At 68.5% G+C, this 19,878-nt stretch carries 19 protein-coding genes and 1 pseudogene; 7 read left to right on the top strand and 13 right to left on the bottom strand.

Annotated features, from left to right (window positions below; genetic code table 11):
* Positions 1-31: 31 nt before the first annotated feature.
* Positions 32-961 (bottom strand): hypothetical protein, encoded by a 930-nt coding sequence (locus RMP09_RS21185; protein ID WP_310567960.1) that lies wholly within the window; start codon positions 959-961, stop codon positions 32-34.
* A gap of 98 nt (positions 962-1,059) precedes the next feature.
* On the opposite strand from RMP09_RS21185, the gene RMP09_RS21180 reads away from it, so the two are divergent.
* Together RMP09_RS21180 and RMP09_RS21175 are read left to right on the top strand one after the other, a co-directional pair.
* A complete protein-coding gene (locus RMP09_RS21180; RefSeq protein ID WP_310567959.1) occupies positions 1,060-1,995 on the top strand; it encodes an ATP-binding cassette domain-containing protein in 936 nt (311 codons plus the stop codon).
* Entirely contained in the window at positions 1,995-2,810 is an 816-nt protein-coding gene (locus RMP09_RS21175) for an ABC transporter permease (RefSeq protein WP_310567957.1), read from the top strand. The genes RMP09_RS21180 and RMP09_RS21175 overlap by 1 nt, the downstream gene beginning before the upstream one ends.
* A 2-nt stretch (positions 2,811-2,812) precedes the next feature.
* Here RMP09_RS21175 and RMP09_RS21170 read toward each other — a convergent pair whose 3' ends face one another.
* From RMP09_RS21170 to RMP09_RS21160, 3 genes are all read right to left on the bottom strand, one after another.
* Positions 2,813-3,082, bottom strand: a complete 270-nt coding sequence (locus RMP09_RS21170) for a hypothetical protein (protein ID WP_310567956.1) — start codon at positions 3,080-3,082, stop codon at positions 2,813-2,815.
* Between the two features lie 206 nt (positions 3,083-3,288).
* The gene (locus RMP09_RS21165) at positions 3,289-4,416 is read right to left on the bottom strand and encodes a YbdK family carboxylate-amine ligase (RefSeq protein ID WP_310567955.1); all 1,128 of its coding nucleotides are present in this window, start codon (positions 4,414-4,416) and stop codon (positions 3,289-3,291) included.
* Positions 4,417-4,420: 4 nt separating this feature from the next.
* A complete protein-coding gene (locus tag RMP09_RS21160; RefSeq protein WP_310567954.1) occupies positions 4,421-5,596 on the bottom strand; it encodes a cation:proton antiporter in 1,176 nt (391 codons plus the stop codon).
* Positions 5,597-5,757: 161 nt separating this feature from the next.
* Between RMP09_RS21160 and RMP09_RS21155 the strand changes: the two genes are divergently transcribed.
* Positions 5,758-6,351: a hypothetical protein gene (locus tag RMP09_RS21155; protein WP_310567953.1), complete on the top strand. Its 594-nt coding sequence runs from the start codon at positions 5,758-5,760 to the stop codon at positions 6,349-6,351.
* Positions 6,352-6,357: 6 nt separating this feature from the next.
* On the opposite strand, the gene RMP09_RS21150 is transcribed toward RMP09_RS21155, so the two are convergent.
* Both RMP09_RS21150 and RMP09_RS21145 read right to left on the bottom strand, forming a co-directional pair.
* Positions 6,358-7,233 (bottom strand): SAM-dependent methyltransferase, encoded by an 876-nt coding sequence (locus tag RMP09_RS21150; RefSeq protein ID WP_310567952.1) that lies wholly within the window; start codon positions 7,231-7,233, stop codon positions 6,358-6,360.
* The gene (locus tag RMP09_RS21145) at positions 7,230-7,670 is read right to left on the bottom strand and encodes a potassium channel family protein (protein ID WP_310567951.1); all 441 of its coding nucleotides are present in this window, start codon (positions 7,668-7,670) and stop codon (positions 7,230-7,232) included. The genes RMP09_RS21150 and RMP09_RS21145 overlap by 4 nt, the downstream gene beginning before the upstream one ends.
* Positions 7,671-7,709: 39 nt before the next feature.
* Between RMP09_RS21145 and RMP09_RS21140 the strand changes: the two genes are divergently transcribed.
* From RMP09_RS21140 to RMP09_RS21130, 3 genes are all read left to right on the top strand, one after another.
* Positions 7,710-8,768 (top strand): serine/threonine protein kinase, encoded by a 1,059-nt coding sequence (locus tag RMP09_RS21140; RefSeq protein ID WP_310567950.1) that lies wholly within the window; start codon positions 7,710-7,712, stop codon positions 8,766-8,768.
* A 255-nt stretch (positions 8,769-9,023) separates the two neighbouring features.
* On the top strand, positions 9,024-9,485 hold the full coding sequence (locus RMP09_RS21135; protein ID WP_310567949.1) for a MarR family transcriptional regulator: 462 nt from the start codon (positions 9,024-9,026) through the stop codon (positions 9,483-9,485).
* 50 nt (positions 9,486-9,535) lie between these two features.
* Positions 9,536-9,952, top strand: coding sequence for an organic hydroperoxide resistance protein (locus RMP09_RS21130; RefSeq protein ID WP_310567948.1), 417 nt, complete (start codon positions 9,536-9,538; stop codon positions 9,950-9,952).
* Positions 9,953-9,957: 5 nt separating this feature from the next.
* Here RMP09_RS21130 and RMP09_RS21125 read toward each other — a convergent pair whose 3' ends face one another.
* The 7 genes and pseudogenes from RMP09_RS21125 to RMP09_RS21095 form a co-directional block, all read right to left on the bottom strand.
* Complete coding sequence (locus RMP09_RS21125) at positions 9,958-10,920, bottom strand: response regulator (RefSeq protein WP_310567947.1); 963 nt, start codon at positions 10,918-10,920, stop codon at positions 9,958-9,960.
* A gap of 42 nt (positions 10,921-10,962) precedes the next feature.
* Entirely contained in the window at positions 10,963-12,153 is a 1,191-nt protein-coding gene (locus tag RMP09_RS21120) for a hybrid sensor histidine kinase/response regulator (protein ID WP_310567946.1), read from the bottom strand.
* A gap of 8 nt (positions 12,154-12,161) precedes the next feature.
* A complete protein-coding gene (locus tag RMP09_RS21115; RefSeq protein WP_310567945.1) occupies positions 12,162-13,502 on the bottom strand; it encodes a sensor histidine kinase in 1,341 nt (446 codons plus the stop codon).
* 10 nt (positions 13,503-13,512) lie between these two features.
* The gene (locus tag RMP09_RS21110) at positions 13,513-14,916 is read right to left on the bottom strand and encodes a class I SAM-dependent methyltransferase (RefSeq protein WP_310567944.1); all 1,404 of its coding nucleotides are present in this window, start codon (positions 14,914-14,916) and stop codon (positions 13,513-13,515) included.
* 170 nt (positions 14,917-15,086) lie between these two features.
* Positions 15,087-15,416: pseudogene (locus RMP09_RS21105) on the bottom strand (hypothetical protein); the annotation flags it as partial.
* A 115-nt stretch (positions 15,417-15,531) separates the two neighbouring features.
* The gene (htpG, locus tag RMP09_RS21100) at positions 15,532-17,469 is read right to left on the bottom strand and encodes a molecular chaperone HtpG (RefSeq protein ID WP_310567943.1); all 1,938 of its coding nucleotides are present in this window, start codon (positions 17,467-17,469) and stop codon (positions 15,532-15,534) included.
* 124 nt (positions 17,470-17,593) lie between these two features.
* On the bottom strand, positions 17,594-18,865 hold the full coding sequence (locus RMP09_RS21095) for an alpha/beta hydrolase (protein ID WP_310567942.1): 1,272 nt from the start codon (positions 18,863-18,865) through the stop codon (positions 17,594-17,596).
* Positions 18,866-19,258: 393 nt separating this feature from the next.
* Between RMP09_RS21095 and RMP09_RS21090 the strand changes: the two genes are divergently transcribed.
* On the top strand, positions 19,259-19,878 hold a 620-nt coding region (locus RMP09_RS21090), incomplete at its 3' end, for a uroporphyrinogen decarboxylase family protein (RefSeq protein WP_310567941.1).

Raw genomic sequence — 19,878 nt, 5'->3', positions numbered from 1 at the left:
CGTCACCTCTGCGCCGGGCGCCCCGCCCGGATCACCAGCTGTGGGTGGCACTGTCATCCAACAGGTCATCGCCCGCCAGATACAGCGACGCGGTGTAGCTGGTGCTGCCCATCACAACATCGACACGGCTGCCATGCCCGTCGGTGACGCGCAGGGTGCCGGCGACCGGGTGGCCGGTGCCCAGCTGCAACAGCGTGGGCGTGGCCAGCACATAGGTGCTGCCGTTCACCGTGATCGGACCGACCACGCTGACCGTGCTGTCGACGACATCGGCGGTCACGGCGAAATCGTAGACACGGGTCTGCCCGTCGTACCGGGCCACGAGGCCGTTGAAGTCCAGCGTCAGAGCGCTGGGGCTGATCGTCAGGACCGCCGAACCGTTGAGCCCCACATCGCCCGAGCTGAAATCGGTGAAACTGAGCGCCAGCGAGCCGCTGACCAGGTCGCCATACCCGTCCAGTTCTGCGACCGAAAGGATGCGAATGGACAGAGCGCCGTTGAGCGCGGGTTCCCCGCTGTCAAACACGCAATTGGTGGCGGTGATTGCGATCCGGTCGCCCACCGTTGCGGAGCCACTGTTGTCCACATCGTTGACCGTGGCGCTGATCGATCCACCAACGTCGCAGAGTTCCGTCCCGGTCTCCACCGCGGCCGCCTTGACGCGCCCGGTGAAACTGCGGTTCACCTCGGCCAGAGCGAAGCGGGCCAGGGCATCGGGCTGGCCCGAGGCCAGCAGCACCACCGAAGCCGTGTCGGCCGAGGCGGGAGAAGCAACGTCCAAGGCGCTGAAGAGGGCGTCGCTGCTCGCAACGCTGGCGGTCACTTCCTGGGTGATACCGTCGTAGTTGGCCTGGGTCAGCGCCACCAACGCAGGGCCGATCTTGGCGTCGCCGCCATCCCCGCCGCCGCAGCCCGACAACAAAAGACCCAGCGCAAGCGCCGCACCGATACGCATGTTCATGAATTTCCTCCCTGTTGAATTTCGGGCCCCTATTGGCCCAAAAGCATTCTAGGAGTCCGCCGTCGCCATAATTTGACCAACCTCAAGCCCCCGTCACCGTGCCCCACTCCCTCTTCTCCTGCCAGCACCTCATCAAACGCTACGGTGACCAGGCCGTGGTCAACGACCTGTCGTTTGACATCGCGCCCGGCGAATGCCTGGGCGTGATCGGCCCCAACGGCGCGGGCAAGACCACAACCATCCGCATGTGCCTGGGGCAGACCGCCCCCGACGGTGGCCACGTCACCGCCTTCGGGCTGGCCATGCCGCGCGACGCGCTGGCCATCAAGGCGCGCCTGGGCGTGGTCAGCCAGATGGACACGCTGGACCCCGACTTTTCCTGCGCCGAGAACCTGCTGGTCTATGGCCGCTACTTCGGCCTGAAGGACGCCGCGATCCGCGCGCGCATCCCGCAGCTGCTGGACTTTGCGGCGCTGGCGCACAAGGCCGACGCCAAGCCGGGCGAACTCTCGGGCGGCATGAAGCGGCGCCTGTCGCTGGCGCGCGCCCTGGTCAACGACCCGCAGTTGCTGCTGCTGGACGAGCCCACCACCGGCCTGGACCCGCAGGCGCGGCACTTGATGTGGGAGCGCCTGCAGCTGCTGTTGCAGCGGGGCAAGAGCATTTTGCTGACCACGCACTTCATGGACGAGGCCGAGCGCCTGTGTTCGCGCCTGCTGGTGCTGGACCACGGCCGCAAGATCGCCGAAGGCCGGCCGCGCGAGCTGATCGCGCAGCACCTGGAGCCCGACGTGGTGGAGGTGTATGGCAACGGCGCGCTGGCGCTGGCCACGGACGACGCACACGCCGCCGTGCGCGCGCTCGCCGGGCGTGTCGAAGTCAGCGGCGAGACCGTGTTCTTCTACACCCAGGATGCCCGCGCCCTGCTGCAGGCGCTGGCGCCGCTGCACGATCTGCGCACCCTGCACCGGCCGGCCAACCTGGAGGACCTGTTCCTCAAGCTCACCGGGCGCCAGATCAGGGAGGAAGGATGATGACCACCACCACATCGCACTGGTCTGTGCCGCGCCTGTCAATGCGCTGGTGGCCGGTGTTCCAGCGCAACCTGCTGGTGTGGAAGAAGCTCGCCCTGCCCAGCCTGGTGGGCAACATCGCCGAACCGCTGATGTGGCTGGTCGCTTTCGGCTACGGCATGGGCGCGCTGGTGGGCCAGGTGCCGCTGAGCACGCCGCAGGGCACCACGGCCGTGCCCTACATCCTGTTCCTGGCCAGCGGCAGCATCTGCATGAGCGCCATGAACGCGGCGAGCTTCGAGGCCCTGTACTCGGCCTTCTCGCGCATGCACGTGCAGAAAACCTGGGACGGCATCCTGAACGCGCCCGTGCGGCTGGACGATGTGGTGCTGGCCGAAATGCTGTGGGCGGCCTTCAAGGCCCTGTTCACGGTGGTGGCCATCCTGGGCGTGATGCTCGCGCTGGGCATCAGCCATTCACCCAAACTGCTGCTGGCCTTGCCGGTGCTGCTGTGTGCGGGCATCACGTTCTCGTGCATCGCCCTGGTGTTCAATGCCCTGGCCCAGGGCTACGACTTCTTCACCTACTACTTCACGCTGTTCCTGACGCCGATGATGTTCCTCTCGGGGGTGTTCTTCCCGCGGGAACAGCTGCCGGGCGTGGTGCGGGCCGTGTCGGACTGGCTGCCGCTGACCCAGGCCGTCGCGCTGGTGCGCCCCCTCTTCCTGGACCAGTGGCCCGATCGGCCCCTGGTGCACCTGGCGGTGCTGGCGTGTTACGCGGTGGCGGCGTTCTGGGTGGCGCTGGCGCTCACCCGCAAACGCTTTGCGAAGTGAGATCAGTGAACAGCGTGCTGCAGCGCGGGCTGGGCGGCTGCGTAGAACTCGATGCCCGAGTCCATGAACTCTTCGGCGTCGATCGCGGCGTCGTGGTCGCGCAGGGCGATGCGGTCGATGGTGTGGGTCTTGGGGATCAGCGGCTTGTCCAGCGGGCGGCAGATGCGCTGGCGCAGGCCGCTGAGGTTGCGGCTGCTTTCCATGGCGCTGATCACGGCCTCCGGATCGAGCATGAGAACGAAGGGGTTGATGCGGCTGCTGGGGGTGTTCATGGCAGTGTCCTGTGGAAAAGAGGGGACAAAACAATTTGTTTGTCGATGTCACAAACTGTATTTGGGTTGTTTCAAATGGTTAAGTCGGCGCCTTGCCATTCACACTGTAGGAATTTGCCCGACAAGCCCTCAGAAGCACCGGAAACACCCGCCAATTCCGACCCGCTGGCGGCCAACCCCCAGTCACCTGCCGCCCAGCCCCCGCCTCAGTTGACGGGCCCGCGCAAGGCCTGCACCGCCGCCGCCACCACCCCCTGCACGCTGCCGCTCTGCGCATACTGCTCGCGCAACCAGCTGGCGTGGTTGCCGTCGCGCGCGGCGGTGCGCTCGATCTCGGTCAGCGCGCCCTGGGCGCCCAGCGCGTCCGCGTGCGGGGCGATGCGGCGCAGCGTGGCCAGCACGTCCTCGCGGATGCTGATCTGCTCGCGCGTCTTGGGGTTGACCAGGGTGCCGTCCAGCCCGAAACGGCAGGCCTGGAAGCGGTTGTAGGTGTAGACAAGGTAGTCGTCTTCCTCGGGCGGTGGCTCGTTGCGTTCCAGCAGATACGCACACAGGCTTTGCAGGTAGCAGGCCAGGGCCGCCGCGCGTTCCACGGTCAGCGGCGTGTCGCACACCCGCAGTTCGATGGTGCCGTACTCGGGCTTGGGCCGGATGTCCCAGTAAAAGTCCTTCATGGACTTGACCACGCCGGTGCTCTCCATCTTGGTGAAGTAGCCGTGGGCGAACTCGTCCCAGCTCAGCATGAAGGGCGCGCGCCCGCTCAAGGGAAACGCAAACACGGAGTTCAGCCGGGCCGAGTCGAACAGCGTGTCCACGCCCTGGAAAAAGGGGGAGGACGCCGAGAGCGCGATGAAGTGCGGCACGTAGCGGTTGAGCGCGTGCAGCAGGTACAGCGCCTCGTCGGGCGAGCTGCAGCCCACGTGCACGTGCTGGCCGAACACGGTGAACTGCTTGGCCAGATAGCCGTACAGCCCCGAGATCTGTTCAAAGCGCGGCTTGGCGAAGATGCGCTGCTCGAACCAGCGCTGGAACGGGTGGGTGCCGCCGCCGGCCAGTTCGATGTTGAGCCGGTCGCCCGCGGTCACCAGCGTGTCGCGGATCTCGCGCAGCTGCGCCAGCAGCGGGCCGTGCCCGGTCTGCACGTCGGTGGCGATCTCGATCATGCTCTGCGTCATCTCCGGCGTGACCACGCCCGGAAAAGGCTTGCGCCGCAGCAGTTCCAGCAGGTCGTTGGCGCTGCTGGAGAGGTCCATGTCGTAGGTGTTGACCAGCTGCAGTTCCAGCTCGACGCCCAGGGTCAGGGCCTGGGAGGACTTGAAGGTTTCCAGTGGCATGGGCTCAGGCTTTCGTCAGATGGGTCTCGGCCGCGGCCTTGAGCGCGCGCTGCGTCACCAGGGGGCCCAGCAGCTCCTGCAACAGCATCATGAAGGCCAGCGTGGCCAGCACCTGGTGCGCGGGCTCGAAGCCGTGCTGACGGCTTTGTTCGAGCAGCAGGATGGCGAAAGCCGACATGGGCGTGAGCGCGAGGCCGGTGAGCAGGCCCTTGCGCTCGGTGCTGCCCGACAGGCGTGCCGCGGCCACGTTGCACAGCACCTTGCTGGCGGTGCGGGCGACGATCAGCGCCAGCCCCAGCCACACGCCGGTGTGCAGCTCGCTCCAGTCCAGCAGGGCGGCGATGTAGACGAACAGGAACAGCGTGAGCAGGTCGCCCGCGGTGCCGAAGCCGCGCTGCGCGTTGGTCAGGTGCACCCGCCGCTCGCGCGCGACGATTCCGAAACTCAGCGCCGCCAGCAGGGGCGAGAGTTTGAGTCCGTAGGCCATGGTGGTCAGCAGCACCACGGCCAGGGCGAACACCAGGGTCACGTCGCGCTCTTCGATGCGCTGTGCGCGCAGCAGCGCTGGCACCGCCACGCCCAGCAGCACCCCCACCGCGACCGAGGTGGCCAGCACGTGCACGCTGCCAAAGACCGCCAGCGTCAGGTCGCCCGAATTGGCGAGGTACCAGTAGCCGGTGATCAGCTTGAGTGCGAACACCGCCACCAGGCAGTTGATGGCGCACAGGTGCATCACACGCTCGGTCACCTGGCCGGCGCTGCGCATTTCGTTGGCCACGCGCAGGATGCCCGCGGGCGAGGCCGAAACGGACAGCGCCGCGATGATCAGCCGCGTGTCGGTGGGCAGGGCGAACCAGCCCGAGACCGCATAGACAACCACGAAGGTGACGGCGGACTCGCCCAGGCCCAGCACCAGCATCCAGGGGTTGTGGCGGAACCAGCGCAGGTGGATGCGGTAGCCCAGCTCGAACAGGATCAGCGAGAGCGCCACATTGGCCAGGAAGGGCAGGCCCGGCACGGCATCGGTCAGCCCCGGCAGGTTGAACAGGCTGGCCACCAGGCCCACGGCCACGTAGCTGCTCACGCGCGGCATCTGCCAGGCTTCGTGCAGGCGTTCGCCCAGGAACCAGGCCAGCAGCAGCACCAGGGGCCAGGCCATGGACTGCAGCAGGAAGGGCATATCGGTCAGTGTCGGCATCGGTAAGGGGACGGGGTCCAAACAACAGGACCCGGACCGTAACACCCTCGTCGCCAACGGGCAACCCGTTCACAGGCGGTCCGCACGGGTTTGGCGGACACGTCTGCACACCTGTGCAACACGGTGATTGGTTACCATGCGCCATGCACACACGACACTTCACCCCCCTCGCGCTGGCCCTGTGCCTGTTCACCGGTTCTGCCCTGGCACAGACCGCGCCTGCAGTCTCACCTGCCAAGAAGGAATTGGTGGCCAAGCTGCTCAAGCTGCAGCAGCCCGGCATCGAAGCACTGGCCCGCAACCTGGCCGAGCAGCCGGCGGCCCAGTTCCTGAACCAGGCCAGCCTGTTCCTGCAGGCGCGCGTGGCGCCCGAAAAGCGCGAAGCCGTGGCCAAAGAGATCGGCAACGACGTCAAGGCCTACACCGCCGACGCCGTGCCGCTGGTGCGCGAGCGCGCCATCAAGCTCGCCCCCTCCACCGCGGGCAAGCTGCTGGAAGAAAAGCTCAGCGAAGACGAACTCAAGCAGGTCATCGGCATGCTCGAATCGCCGGTCTACGCCAAGTACATGCAGCTCAGCGGCGAGCTGCAGAAAGCGCTGCTGGGCAAGCTGGTGGCCGAGACGCGCCCGACCATTGAGCCCAAGCTCAAGGCGCTGGAAGCGAGCATTGGCAAGCGCCTGACCGCGGCGGCTGGCCCGGCCAAGCCCGCGGCCCCCGCGGCCAAGCCGGCGCAATAAACCGGCTCAGGCGGCGGCCGTTGCCGTCGGCAGCGCAAACCGCGCGGCCAGCGGCTGCAGACCCAGTTCGTCCAGGATGGCCTGCAGACGTTCCTGTGCCCGGGCCTGCTGCGCGGGCCGCGCCGGCTGCAGGCGGCGCGCCAGGATCAGCTCGTTCTTCATCGAGTGTTCCCAGCCCACCAGTTCGGTCACCGTGACGTCGTAGCCGTACGCTTCGAGCTGCAGACAGCGCAGCACATTGGTGATCTGGCTGCCGAATTCGCGCGTGTGCAGCGGGTGGCGCCACAGCTCGGCCAGCGGCATGCGCGAAAGGTTGAGCGCCTTGCGCTCGCGCATCACCCCCGCCACCTCGGCCTGGCAACAGGGCACCAGCACCATGAAGCGCGCCTGCTTGGCCAGGCCGAACGCGATGGCGTCGTCGGTGGCGGTGTCGCAGGCGTGCAGCGCGGTCACCACGTCGATCTGCGGCGGCAGGTCCGGATGGGCCAGGGCCTGCTGCACCGTGGTCGCCAGAAAACCCATGCGGCCAAAGCCCAGGCGCTGCGCCAGCGCGCGCGACTTGTCCACCAGCTCGGCGCGCGACTCCACGCCGTGCACGTGACCGACCGGCTTGTCCTTGAAGAACAGGTCGTACAGGATGAAACCCAGATAGGACTTGCCGGCCCCGTGGTCGGCCAGGGTCACATCGCCCCGGTCCTTGAGCACCTCGGCCAGCAGCGGCTCGATGAACTGGACCAGGTGGTAGACCTGCTTGAGCTTGCGCCGCGTGTCCTGGTTGAGCTTGCCCTCTCGGGTGAGGATGTGCAGTTCCTTGAGCAACTCGATGGACTGGCCTTCGCGCAGTTCGGGCAGTTGCTCCTGCAGGGTCTTCTGGGGTTTCACATGGTTTCCTGTTTCTGTGCCGCCTGGGTCTGGTCCAGTCGGGCGTCCAGCGCGCGCACCTGCTCGCGCAGGGCGCGGATTTCGTTCATCAGTTCGCGCTCGATCTGCCGCTCCTCGGCCTGCACTTCGGCCTCGACTTCCTGCTCCACAAAAATGGCGGCCAGCGAAGCCGTGACGAGCGAGAGCACCGACAGCCCCAGCAGCACCATGAGTGCGGCAAACACGCGTCCGGCGTGCGTCTGCGGCACCATGTCGCCGTAGCCCACGGTAGCCGCGGTGGTGAAGGCCAGCCACAAGCCGTCCTGTAGGGTGATCACCTGCGGCTCCAGCACCCAGAAGCCGACACCGCCGAACAGCATGATGACCACGCACAGGGCCAGCGAGTACCACAGGCCCTGCCGGATGATGTGCAGTTGACGTTGACGGGAGCGTTTCATGCGCCGATTCTGGCACGGCGTGCGGGTCACAATCGCCCCATGCACGAGACGCCCGACGCCACCGCCGCCCACCCGCACATCCACCCTTTTGCCCGCCTCACGCCCGATGTGGTGCAGGACGCGCTGGCCAGCATCGGCCTGTGGGGCGACGGTCGGCTGTCCGCGCTCAACAGCTTTGAGAACCGGGTCTACCAGGCGCATCTGGAGGCCCCGTTCGACGGCCACGCCCAGGTGGTGGCCAAGTTCTACCGGCCCGGTCGCTGGAGCGATGCGCAGATCGCCGAGGAACACGCCTTCGCGGCCGACCTGGTGGCCGCCGAAGTGCCGGCCGTGCCGCCGCTGGTGGTGAACGGGCAGACGCTGCACCACTTCGGCGGCTTTGCCTTTGCCGTGAGCCCGCGCCGCGGCGGGCGCCGCCCCGAGCTGGACGACTTCGACGTGCTCGAATGGATCGGCCGCTTTCTGGGCCGCCTGCACACCGTGGGCGCGGCGCGCCCGTTTGAAGTCCGGCCGGTGCTGAACGTGGCCGGCTTCGCCCACGAACCACGCGACTGGCTGCTCGAACACCGCATGGTCGCGCCGGAAGTGCAAAGCGCCTGGCAGGCCGCGCTGACCGACGCGCTGGCGCTGATCGAAGCGCACCCGGTGCTGTGCGCGGCGGCGCCCACGGGTGACGGCGGCATCCGGCGCATCCGCCTGCACGGCGACTGCCACCCCGGCAACATCCTCTGGACGCCCCAGGACCAGCCCGGCGCCGGCCCGCACTTTGTGGACCTGGACGACGCCCGCATGGGCCCCGCGGTGCAGGACCTGTGGATGCTGCTGTCCGGCGACCGGCGCCAGCAGACCCAGCAGCTGGGCGCCCTGCTCGACGGCTACGAACAGGTGCGCGATTTCGATCGCCGCGAGCTGGCGCTGATCGAACCGCTGCGCACCTTGCGCCTGGTGCACTACAGCGCCTGGATCGCGCGCCGCTGGGACGACCCGGCCTTCCCCATCAACTTCCCCTGGTTCGGCAGCCGCGACTACTGGCAGGGCCAGGTGGACATGCTGGTGGAACAGATCGAAGAGATGCAGAACGCGCCGTTGGTGGGTTGACCCCTCCCCGCGCCCGGCTGCGCCGTGCCAGGCCGCGCCACCGTCGGAGCCGGTGTCACTTCGGGCTGTCCGAGTCTGCGCAGGCAGACTTGGAGCCGCAGCCCTCGCCCCCCCAGGGGGCAATCCGTGCAGCCTGGCAGAGCCAGTTCCGTCGCGTTCTGGACAAGGCATCGCGCTCCGCATAAATCCATATCTTCAAAAAGGTTTTTAGCAATTCAATTGCACACAATTCAATTGCCAGCTACAGTTCACCCCATGGTCACACGCAACACCCCCCGAAACACCTTGTCTGAACAGGCCTTGCTGCTGGACAACCAGCTGTGCTTCGCGCTGTATTCGGCCTCGCTGGCCATGACCAAGCTGTACAAGCCGCTGCTCGATGAGCTGGGCCTGACCTACCCGCAGTACCTGGCCCTGCTGGTGCTGTGGGAGCGCGACGGCCTGACCGTTTCGGAACTCGGCGAACGGCTGAGCCTGGACTCCGGCACCCTCACGCCGCTGCTCAAGCGCATGGAGGCCGCCGGGCTGCTGTCCCGCCTGCGCGACGCGGCCGACGAGCGCCGGGTGCTGATCCGCCTGACGGCCGACGGCCGGCGGCTCAAGACCCGCGCCCAGCGCATCCCGGCTTGCGTGCTGCAAGCCTCGCAATGCGATGTGGCCGAAGCCCTGGCGCTCACCCGCCAGGTGCAGGCCTTGCGCCAGCGCCTGAGCGCCTGATCCCCTTTTTTTCACCCCGCTTCGCTGAAGCACCCATCCAAGGAACCCCCATGGCATCCCTCGACAAAGTCCTCTACACCGCCCGCACCCACACCACCGGGGGCCGCGACGGCGCCTCCAAGTCCGACGACGGTCGCCTGGCCGTGACGCACACCCCGCCCGGCGCCCCCGGCAACGGCACCAACCCCGAGCAGCTGTTCGCCGCCGGTTATTCGGCCTGCTTCCTCGGCGCCATCAAGGCCGTGGCCGGCAAGATGAAGCTGGCCGTGCCGGCCGACGTGGCGGTGGACGCCGAGGTGGACCTGGGTTCCGTGGGTCAGGTCTACGGCATCGCCGCGCGCCTGACGGTGCACCTGCCCGGCATGGACCGCGCCCAGGCCCAGGCGCTGGTGGACACCGCCCACCAGGTCTGCCCCTACTCCAACGCCACGCGCGGCAACATCGACGTGACGATCACGCTGGCCTGATCCCGTCAGGATGTGATGGGGCGGAAACGCTCCATCACCGCGGCCAGCCAGTCGCCGCTGAGCACGACAGCGGCGACCGGGCGGATGCTGCAACCGGCCGCGTCCACGCTCAGCTGCGCCGCCCCGCCCTGCCACAGCAGCCAGGCCAGCCAGGCACACTGGCCGTGGGTCACGGCGGCGCCGGCCGGCGCCGTCAGCAGGGCCGTGAAGGCCGCCGTCTCGCGCACCCACACCGCCCCCTCGCGCAGTTCACCCCCCACCACCTTGGCCAGCACAGCCAGGGCAGCGTCGCCGTCCACGCGCGGCCCCAGGTCTTGTAGCCAGCGGCGCAGGTGCATGGCGATGGCGGCGCCGCGCTGCGCCTCGGCCTGCAGCAGGTCGGCGTGTTCCCAGCGGTGCCAGTCCACCTCGGGGTCGGCCGGGCGGCACAGCAGGGCGGCCTGCGCAAACTGGTAGACCGCCGGCTCGTGCGCCTTCGCGTCGGCCAGCAGCGCCGCGCCCAGCATGAGCAAGGTGCCCAGCCGGTTGGCCAGCAGCTGGCTCTGCTGCGCCAGCAGCTTGTCGCGCAGCAGTTCGTTGCGCTCGTTGCGCAGATCGGCCAGCTCCAGCGCCTGTTTCAGGTCGGCACGCAGGCTGTCCAGTTCCCAGGGTTTGTTGATGTAGCGGAAGATCTCGCCGCTGTTGATGGCCTCGATCGCCTCGCCGAGTTCGGAGTACGCGGTGGTCAGCAGGCGCACGATGTGCGGGTGGTGCTCGCGCGCGTGGCGCAGCAGCTCGTTGCCGCGTTCACCGGGCATGCGCTGGTCGCTCACCAGCACCGCGATCTCGGCGCCGCGTTCGCGCAGGATGGCCTTGCCCTCCTCGACCGACGGCGCGGTGATCACCGGCGCCAGCGGGCCCACCAGGCGCTCGAAGTACTTGAGCGCCATGGCTTCGTCGTCCACAAACAGAATCTTGTCGGGCTTCATGGGCCTCTCCTTTTCATGTGTTCACCTGTGCCCCGGCGGGCTTCAGGCGTCTTCCAACGGGAAATGCAGGCGCACCGAGGCGCCCTGTCCGGGGGTGGAGCGGACCACCAGCGCGCCACCGAGCGAGCTCATCACCCGGTGACCGAACAGCAGCCCCATGCCGCTGCCACCGGTCGCGGCACGCGTGGTCACCGGCTCGCGCGTCAGGCGGGCCAGCACCTCGGGCGCGATGCCGGGGCCGTTGTCGATGACGGCGATGGTCGGCTGCTGCGGCAGACCGGGCACCGCGGCCGTGCGTTCGAGCACGACGCGCACGCGGGGCACGGCCGGGGGTTGCGGGCGCAGGGCCAGCAGCGCGTTCTTGACCAGGGTGCACAGCACCAGGTAGAGCAGGTCGCGCCGCCCTGGCAGGCTGAAGTCGGCGGCCAGGTCGCATTGCAACCAGTGCGCCTCGTCGCCTTCGAACGGGTATTCGTCGCGCAGCGCGCCCACCAGCTCGCTGGCGCGCAGCCGCACGCTCGCGTCGGGCTGCCAGGCGTCGCGCGCCGACTGCACGAAGGTGGCCACCAGCGATTGCGCGTAGTCGGCTCGGCGCTGGGCGGCCTCGATCAGGTGCAGCACCTCGCCGGGGCGGCGCTGCGCCAGGTGGGCCACCGCGTCTTCGTCGGGCGGCGCGGCGGCGTGGCGGTCGCGCATGGCCGTGAGGTAACCGCGCACCGTGGCCAGTGGCGTGCTGACCTCGTGCGCCAGAAAACCCAGGGTGTCGCGCAGCGCGGCGGCGCGGCGCTCCAGCAGCAGGCGTTCGCGCGCGCTGCGCAGGCTCTGGGCCAGGGCATCGCGCAAGGTGGCGCGCATCAGCGCTTCGTCCAGCGGTTTCTCCAGGATGCGATGCACCTGCCCCTGGTTGACCGCGGCCAGCGCCATGTCCTTGTCGGCGTAGGCCGTGAACAGCAGGCGCACGATGTGCGGGTGGCGTTCACGCACCTGGGTCAGCAGCCACACACCGTCGTCGCCCGGCATGCGGTGGTCGCTCAGCAGCACCGCCACCTCGGACGCCCGCTGCGCCAGCAGGGCCAGCGCGGCCTGCGCGTCGGCCGCCACCAGCACCACGAATTCGTCGCCATACACACGCGTGAACCACTTGCGGGCCTGCGGCTCGTCGTCCACCAGCAGCACGGCACGCGCCGCGCCGGGGGTGGCGACCGGGTCGGACGGGACCAGGGTGGCGGGCATCTCGGGTTTCATGCGGGCCTCGGCAGGTCAAACGTGAATTCGGTCCAGGCGCCGGGCTCGCTCTCCACGGCCAGCACGCCACCGTGGCGCTGCACGATGCCGTAGCTCACGCTCAGGCCCAGGCCCAGGCCGGCGCCCACGTCGCGCGTGGTGAAAAAGGGTTCGAACACGCGGCCGATGTGCTCGGGCAGGATGCCCTGGCCGTTGTCGCGCACCGCCACGCGCAGCCGGCCGTCCGCCTCCCACACGCGCACGTCGATGCACGGCTGCTCGCGCCCGGCGCGCTGCAGCGCCAGCGCGGCGTTGCTGAAGAGGTTGATGAGCACGCCGATGATGGCCGGCTCGTCGCCCAGCACGTGCGTGTCCTGCGGCTGGTCCACCGCCACCTGCACGCCCTTGAGTTCGTGCCCCGCCAGGCGCAGCGCCGAACGGATGGCCTGCTCCAGCAGAAAGGGCCGCAGGCTGTTGTCACCGGGTTTCTGGTAGGCGAAGGTCTTGAGGTCCGAGACGATGGCCTGCACGCGCGACATGCCTTCCTTGGCGTCGGTCAGGCTTTCCTTGAGCAGTTCGTCGGTCTTGGCCGGCGGCAGCTGCTGCGCCATGTTGATGGCCATGAGGCTGTAGTTGACCGGGTTGTTCAGCTCGTGCAGCAAGCCGGCCGAGAGCGTGCCCAGCGCCGCCATCTTCTCGCGCTGCAGCAGCTGGCCCTTGATGTCGGCCAGCGCCTTGTTCTGCGCCACCAGCTCGTCCTTCTGGCGCTGCACCTCGGTCTGCAGGGTGTAGGTCTGGCGACGCTGGCGCCCCCCGTAGACCGAGACGGTGACCGCGATCACCGTGTAGAAGGCGATGAAGACCAGCTGCCCGGCCAGCACCGGCCAGTTCTGCACCCCGTCTGTTCGCAGGCTGCAGGCCAGCACATGTGCGGCCATGGTGAACGCGCTGAAGCCCAGGGCCTCACGCACCGACAGCGGCAGGAAGATGCAGATGCCCGAGACCGCGAACGTGTACCCGACGAAGTAGATGGAAGCCTCTCCGTCGGTGACGAAGATCATCCAGGCAATCATCAGCTGCGGCAGCGCGATCCAGAAGTAGGTCAGGCCGCGCACATGCCCGGCACCCCAGCGGGTGCGGTAGCTCCAGAGCGTGGCACCGATCAGCGCCACCACCGCCAGACGGCCCAGCCCGAAGCGCAGCGACAGCTCGGGGTAGAACGCCGCGTCCAGCCCCACGCCGCTGGCCACCAGCACCATCGCCACCACGCAGGTGATCTGGCTGTAGAACATCAGATGCCGGTGCTCGGCCTCCTCGAACGAGGTCGGCAGCAGGTCGTTGGACAGGACGATCGTCACGCCGTCGGCCTCACAAAGGCTTGACCGCTTCGGCGAACAGGTTCACACCGGTCGCATCGGTGTAGGTCTTCACGTCGGGCAGCGTGGACGGGAACAGCCGCGTGAGCCCGGCCTCGTCGCGGTAGATCAGGTACCACTCCATGAAGTGCTCCATCCAGAAGCGCTCCGGGTTGTTCACGTGCACGTTGGTCACCAGCACGGTGCCGCCGGGCCGCAGGTGGCGATCGAAATAGGCGATCAGGCGCGCGCAGGCCTTGTCGGCCAGGTAATCGAACAGGCCGGCGCAGTAGATGTAGTCGTACTGTTCTTCCAGCGGCACGTCCTGCTCACGCGAACTGCGCTTGAGCAGCTGGTGCACCGACTCGTGGCGCAGGTGCACCTTCAGCGGCTCGCGCCCGGCGGCACCCGCCACCTCGATCAGGCGCTGGCTGGTGTAGAGCAGGGTCTCGTCGCTGAAGTCCATCAGCGTCACGTCCAGGTGGTCCAGCGGCTGATCGAGCGCCGACAGGCGCTGCAGTTCGCCCGCCGGTCCGCAGCCGACGTTGAGCACGCGCAGCGGACGGCCCTGTGCCCGCGCCCCGGCCGCCAGGGTCTGCAGGCGTTCGAGCAGGATGTCCACCCGGTTGCGGTGCGCCTGGGCCACACCGGCCTGCAAGAACATGAAGTTCACCAGCTCGAAGTAGGTGCTGGGCCCCTCGCGCGGGTTGCCCAGGATCTGGTTGACCATCTGGTAGTCGCCCGCATAGCCCAGCGGTTTGGCGAAGGTGCGGTAGACGAAGGGCGCGCGCAGCACCAACGGGTGGATGGCGGCCTGGGCGAACGCGCGGTGGGCCGGCTCCTGCTCGGGCGGCACCCTGGCGGCCTCGGCCTCGAAGCGCATGAGGTATTCACGCCCCTTGGTCAGCAGCGGCCGGGCGATTTCGTAGAACACATCGTCGCGCACGCGGCCGTTCACGTCGCGCGGCAGGCCGGCGGTGATGTCGGCCTGGTCCAGCCAGCGCGTGACCTCGGCGAAATAGGCGCGCAGGTCGTTGACCACGACCTGGTAGGCCTCGCCCACGCGCGAGCGCGATTCCCATTCCTCGACAAAACGGCCGACCGCTTCGGACACGCTGCGCGAGCTGTGGTCGATCACGCCCAGGTCGTTCCACTCGTCGATCAGCGTCAGCGAGACCACCGCCATCAGGCCGGTGTTGAGCAGGCTCACCACCACCGCCTTGCCCTTGTAGATGCTGCGCTCGCCCGAGCGGATGCTCAGCTCGCTGAGCACCTCGCTGACCTGCACGATGGAATAGGGGTTGTAGACCTCCATCACCAGCGACCGGCGTTGCAGGCTGGTGAGCGTGCCGCGCGCGGCTTCGCCCTGGCTGTTGCGGAAAGTGACGACTGGATCGAATGGGCGCTGGAATTGCACGTTGACGGTCGGCGGCGAAGGGCCTTGATGCAAGCCCTTGAATGTAGTCCCTTCGTGTGAGTTTAGTCACAACCCGGACCACCGGTGTGCGGACCCCCTGGCATTTTTACCAACCGCCTGCCACCCGGCACGCAGCGCCCCGCTGCGCCAGCGCGCTCCTACTTTTTCTCGTTCGGGTCGTAGACGGTGGTGCTGGTGCCCACCCCCACGCCGACGCGGGCATCGCTGTTGCCGATGGGCGCGCTCACGCCCACGCCCGCGCCAACGCCCACCCGCCCGTCCTGGTTGACGCCCACGCCCACCCCGACCGGGCCGACGCTGGTGCCCACCCCCAGGTTCACCCCACCCGAGCCCACCCCCACGCCGATGGAGAAAGGCCCCACGGGAATGCCGATGCCCACGCCCATGGACGAGCAGCCCGACAGGCCGATCGCCAGCAGGGCCCACGCCGGCCAGCGACGTTGCCAGGCGATCAAACGGGAAGGGGTGGTGGTGTTCATGGTGCGGTCCTCGGTCGTGCTGCAGCACACCGCTGCATTGTGACCCCGGCGACCGCCACCGGGTTCCCCGCAGGACCGGTGGCGGGGCCGGCCACGCCGGCACCCGCGAACCCCGTCACGCCAGCAGCAGGGCGTTGACGCGTTTCACATACGCCGCCGGATCGTCCGGCAGGCCGCCTTCGGCCAGCAGGGCCTGATCGAACAGGATGTGGGCCAGATCATCGAAGTGGGCCGAGCCGTCGAGCTTCTTCACCAGCGGGTGTTCGGCGTTGACCTCCAGCACCGGCTTGACGTCTGGGGCCTGCTGGCCCGCGGCCTTGAGCATGCGGGTGAGCTGGCTGGAGAGTTCGCCCTCGCCCACCACCAGGCAGGCGGCGGAATCGACCAGGCGCGTGGTCACGCGCACGTCCTGCGCCTTGTCCTTGAGCGCCTCTTTCAGCTGGTCGAGCACCGGCTTGAAGCTCTCGGCCGCCTGCTCGGCCGCCTTCTTCTCTTCCTCGTCCTGCAGCTCGCCCAGGTCCACCGCACCCTTGGCCACGCTCTGCAGCGGCGTGCCGTCGAACTCGTGCAGGAAGGACAGCGCCCACTCGTCCACGCGGTCGGTCATCAGCAGCACCTCGATGCCCTTCTTGCGGAAGAGCTCGAGCTGCGGGCTGTTCTTGGCCGCGGCCAGGGTGTCGGCGGTGATGACGTAGATGGCCTTCTGACCGTCTTTCATGCGCGCCTTGTAGTCGGCGAAGGACACGTTCACCGTGTCGCTCTGGGTCGAGGCAAAACGCAGCAGCTTGGCGATCTTGTCGCGGTTGGCGAAGTCCTCGCCCAGGCCTTCCTTGAGCACCGCGCCGAACTCGGCGTAAAAGGCGCTGTACTTGCCGGCCTGCGCCTTGTCTTCTTCGCTGACCACATCGGTCGCGCCGTCGGCGCCCTCAGCGGCGGGCAGCTGGTCCTTTTTCGCCAGGTCTTCCAGCAGGCTGAGCACGCGGCGCGTGTTGCCTTCGCGGATGGCCTTCACGTCGCGGCTTTCCTGCAGCAGCTCGCGGCTGACGTTCAGCGGCAGGTCGGCCGAATCGACCACGCCCTTGACCCAGCGCAGGTAGGCCGGCATCAGCGCCTCGGCCTCGTCCATGATGAACACGCGCTTGACGTAGAGCTTGATGCCCGCCTTCTTGTCGCGGTTCCACAGGTCGTGCGGCGCCTTGGACGGGATGTAGAGCAGCTGCGTGTATTCGGTGCTGCCTTCGACGCGGTTGTGGCTCCAGGTCAGCGGGTCGGCCTGGTCGTAGCTGATGGCCTTGTAGAAGTCGGCGTACTGCTCGTCGCTGATGTCCTTCTTGGCGCGCGTCCACAGGGCCGACGCGGAGTTGACCGCCTCCCACTCGTCTTTGGTGATGTACTCGCTCTTCTCGGCGTCCCACTCTTCCTTCTGCATCAGGATGGGCAGGCTGATGTGGTCGGAGTACTTGCCAATGATCTGCTTGAGCTTCCAGTGGCTGAGGTAGTCGCTGGCGTCTTCGCGCAGGTGCAGGGTCACGCTGGTGCCGCGCGCGGCGCGCTCGATGGCCTCGACCTCGAAGTCGCCCGTGCCGGCGCTGGCCCAGCGCACACCCTCGGCCGCCGGCAGGCCGGCGCGGCGGCTTTCCACTGTGATGCGGTCGGACACGATGAAGCCCGAATAGAAACCGACGCCGAACTGGCCGATCAGCTGCGCGTCCTTCTTCTGGTCGCCACTGAGGCGGCCCATGAAGTCCTTGGTGCCGCTCTTGGCGATCGTGCCCAGGTGCTCCACCGCTTCGGCCTGGCTCATGCCGATGCCGTTGTCGGTGATGGTGATGGTGCGGGCTGCTTTGTCGAAGGCCACCCGCACGTCCAGGTTGGGCGCGTCTTCAAACAGGGCGTCGTTGTTCAGGCCCTCGAAGCGCAGCTTGTCGCAGGCGTCGGACGCGTTGGAGATCAGCTCGCGCAGGAAGATTTCCTGGTTGGAATACAGCGAGTGGGTGACCAGGTGCAACAGCTGGGCCACTTCGGCCTGGAAGTTCAGGGTTTGTTTGCTCATGTCGGGTTCGGTGTGCAAAAGGTAGGGGGGCATCGCCGCCCGGCCCCCAAGGGGCGTGCGGCACTCGCGAGGGCGCAATTATGGGCGCCGGCCCGGCTTTCAAGCCCCAGGCGCGAGGCCCCCGTCAGGCGCGGGCGCCGGGCCCAGCGAGCCAGTCTTTCAATTGCTCGGCCACCACCGGGCTGGACAGCAGGTCCAGGTGGCCGGTGCGGAAGACGGTGCGCTGGCGCTCGCGCGGCACCTCCAGCCGCAGCGCGGGGTCGTCGTGCCGGCCCAGCGCGCTGTCCAGCGGCACCAGCCCGTCGCCGGTCAAGCGCTCGGCCACCCGGCTGCGCTGCCCGGCCAGGGTGGCGGCCACCGCAAAGCAGCGCACGCCATCGGGCAGCGGCAGCGGCTGGCGGTGGTCGGCGCCCGACGCGAAGCGGTCGCGCCCCTGCCAGTCGGCGTCCTGCACATGGCCGTGGCGCAGGTCGGTGATGCCGGCGCTGCGGATTTTCCCCAGCCGCGCGAACGGCGCGGTGAACGGGTTGGACGCGAGCAGCCAGTCCGCGCCGTGGCCGGCCCGCTCCAGCGGCGCGCCGTGCTGCGGCGTGCCCAGAAACACCAGGTCCTGCACCAGCCCCGGCCAGCCTTGGCCCAGGCCCCGCCCGGTGGCCACGGCCGAGCGCGCCACCAGCCCGCCCATGCTGTGGCCGATGACCATGATGCGTTCCAGCGGCACCGGCCAGGCCGCAACCAGCCGCTCCAGCAGCAGGGCCAGGTCCCGCCCGTTGACCGAGGTGTGCAGGCCCGTGTTGTAGCGCAGGTAAACCGGCGTGGCACCCAGCGCCGGCGCCAGGCTGGCGCCGTGGTCGTGGCCATTGCGCCGCCACTGCGTGTCGTTCATGCACAGGCCATGGATGAGCAGCAGCAGGTGCGGGCCGGCGTTCGGCAACTGCGCCTTCAGCGCATCGCGGCTCAGGGTCAGCGGCTGGCCGTTCACGCGCAATGCCATGGCCTGCGCCAGCGGGTTGCCCATGGCCTGCAGCCGGTCGCCCAGCACCCCGTTGAACGCGGCCAGCACCGCCTCGCGCTGCGGCGAGGCTTCGGGGTGCGTGGCAGGATCGTCCAGCAGCGGCAGCAGCGTCGCCAGGGCGGCGTCGGTGCCCCAGCCCACCAGCCGGGCCACGCCGCGCACCGCCTGGTAGACCTGACCGGTCAGACCTCCGGTCCGTTCGGTCGAAGCCCCGGCCGACAGGCCCAGCCGCCGCCGCACCGACTGGTGCACGCTCTCGGTCAGGTCGATCACCCCGTGGGTGGCCTGGGCCGCCAGTTGTGCCGCCGCTTTCAGATCGGCCGGGCGGATGTGGCGCAGCGCGCGGGTGAAAGAACGGTCGGGTCGGGCAGGGGCGGTCATGGACCATTGTGGCCGTGGCGGCGCCCCGGGGGTGGGTGCGGCACCCTATGTGCGCCCTCCCCCGCCGCTTCCGCTGGAAACACCGGATGCACCAGACGCTGCCCGCGGTCAGCGGGGTCTTTTCTCAGGTCACGTCATCGGGGTCACGCCATGTTATTGGGGCAAGTTATTGGGGTCAGATTCCAATTTCTCTCCGGCGCGCAACGCCGCCCAAAGGCTGGCGCGGCCCCCGACCACCAGCAGTCCCGGCCCACACCACCCGGCGTCACACGCATGCGCCCATGGCGCTGGCCGGTTGCACGGCCCACCCGAACCCTGCGCCAGCGCAAGCCGGGCGGCGGGGCCCAGGCGGGATAATCCCCGCTTCCCCCTGAACCCGCACCGGACACCCCCATGAGCTTTGCCCCCCTGCAGAACGACACCTTTTTGCGCGCGTGCCTGCGCCAGTCCACCGCCCACACCCCGGTGTGGCTCATGCGCCAGGCCGGTCGGTATTTGCCCGAGTACTGCGCCACGCGCGCCCAGGCGGGGTCGTTCATGGGGCTGGCCACGAATGTGGACTACGCCACCGAAGTGACGCTGCAGCCGCTGGAACGTTATGCGCTGGACGCGGCCATCCTGTTCTCGGACATCCTGACCGTGCCCGACGCGATGGGCCTGGGCCTGACGTTCCAGCAGGGCGAGGGCCCGAAGTTCGCGCGCAACATCCGCACCGAGGCCGACGTGGCCACGCTGGCCGTGCCCGACATGGACAAGCTGCGCTACGTGTTCGACGCGGTGACCAGCATCCGCAAGGCGCTGAACGGCCGGGTGCCGCTGATCGGCTTTTCGGGCAGCCCCTGGACGCTGGCCTGCTACATGGTCGAAGGCGGCGGCTCGGACGACTACCGCGCCGTCAAGAGCCTGATGTACAGCCGCCCGGACCTGATGCACCGCATCCTGGCGATCAACGCCGACTCGGTCGCGACCTACCTGAACGCACAGATCGACGCCGGCGCGCAGGCGGTGATGAT

Source organism: Hydrogenophaga sp. (genome assembly GCF_031426985.1).
GTDB lineage: Bacteria > Pseudomonadota > Gammaproteobacteria > Burkholderiales > Burkholderiaceae_C > Hydrogenophaga.
Note: the sequence above shows the minus strand (reverse complement) of the source record. Positions and strands in the feature narration are given on the sequence as shown.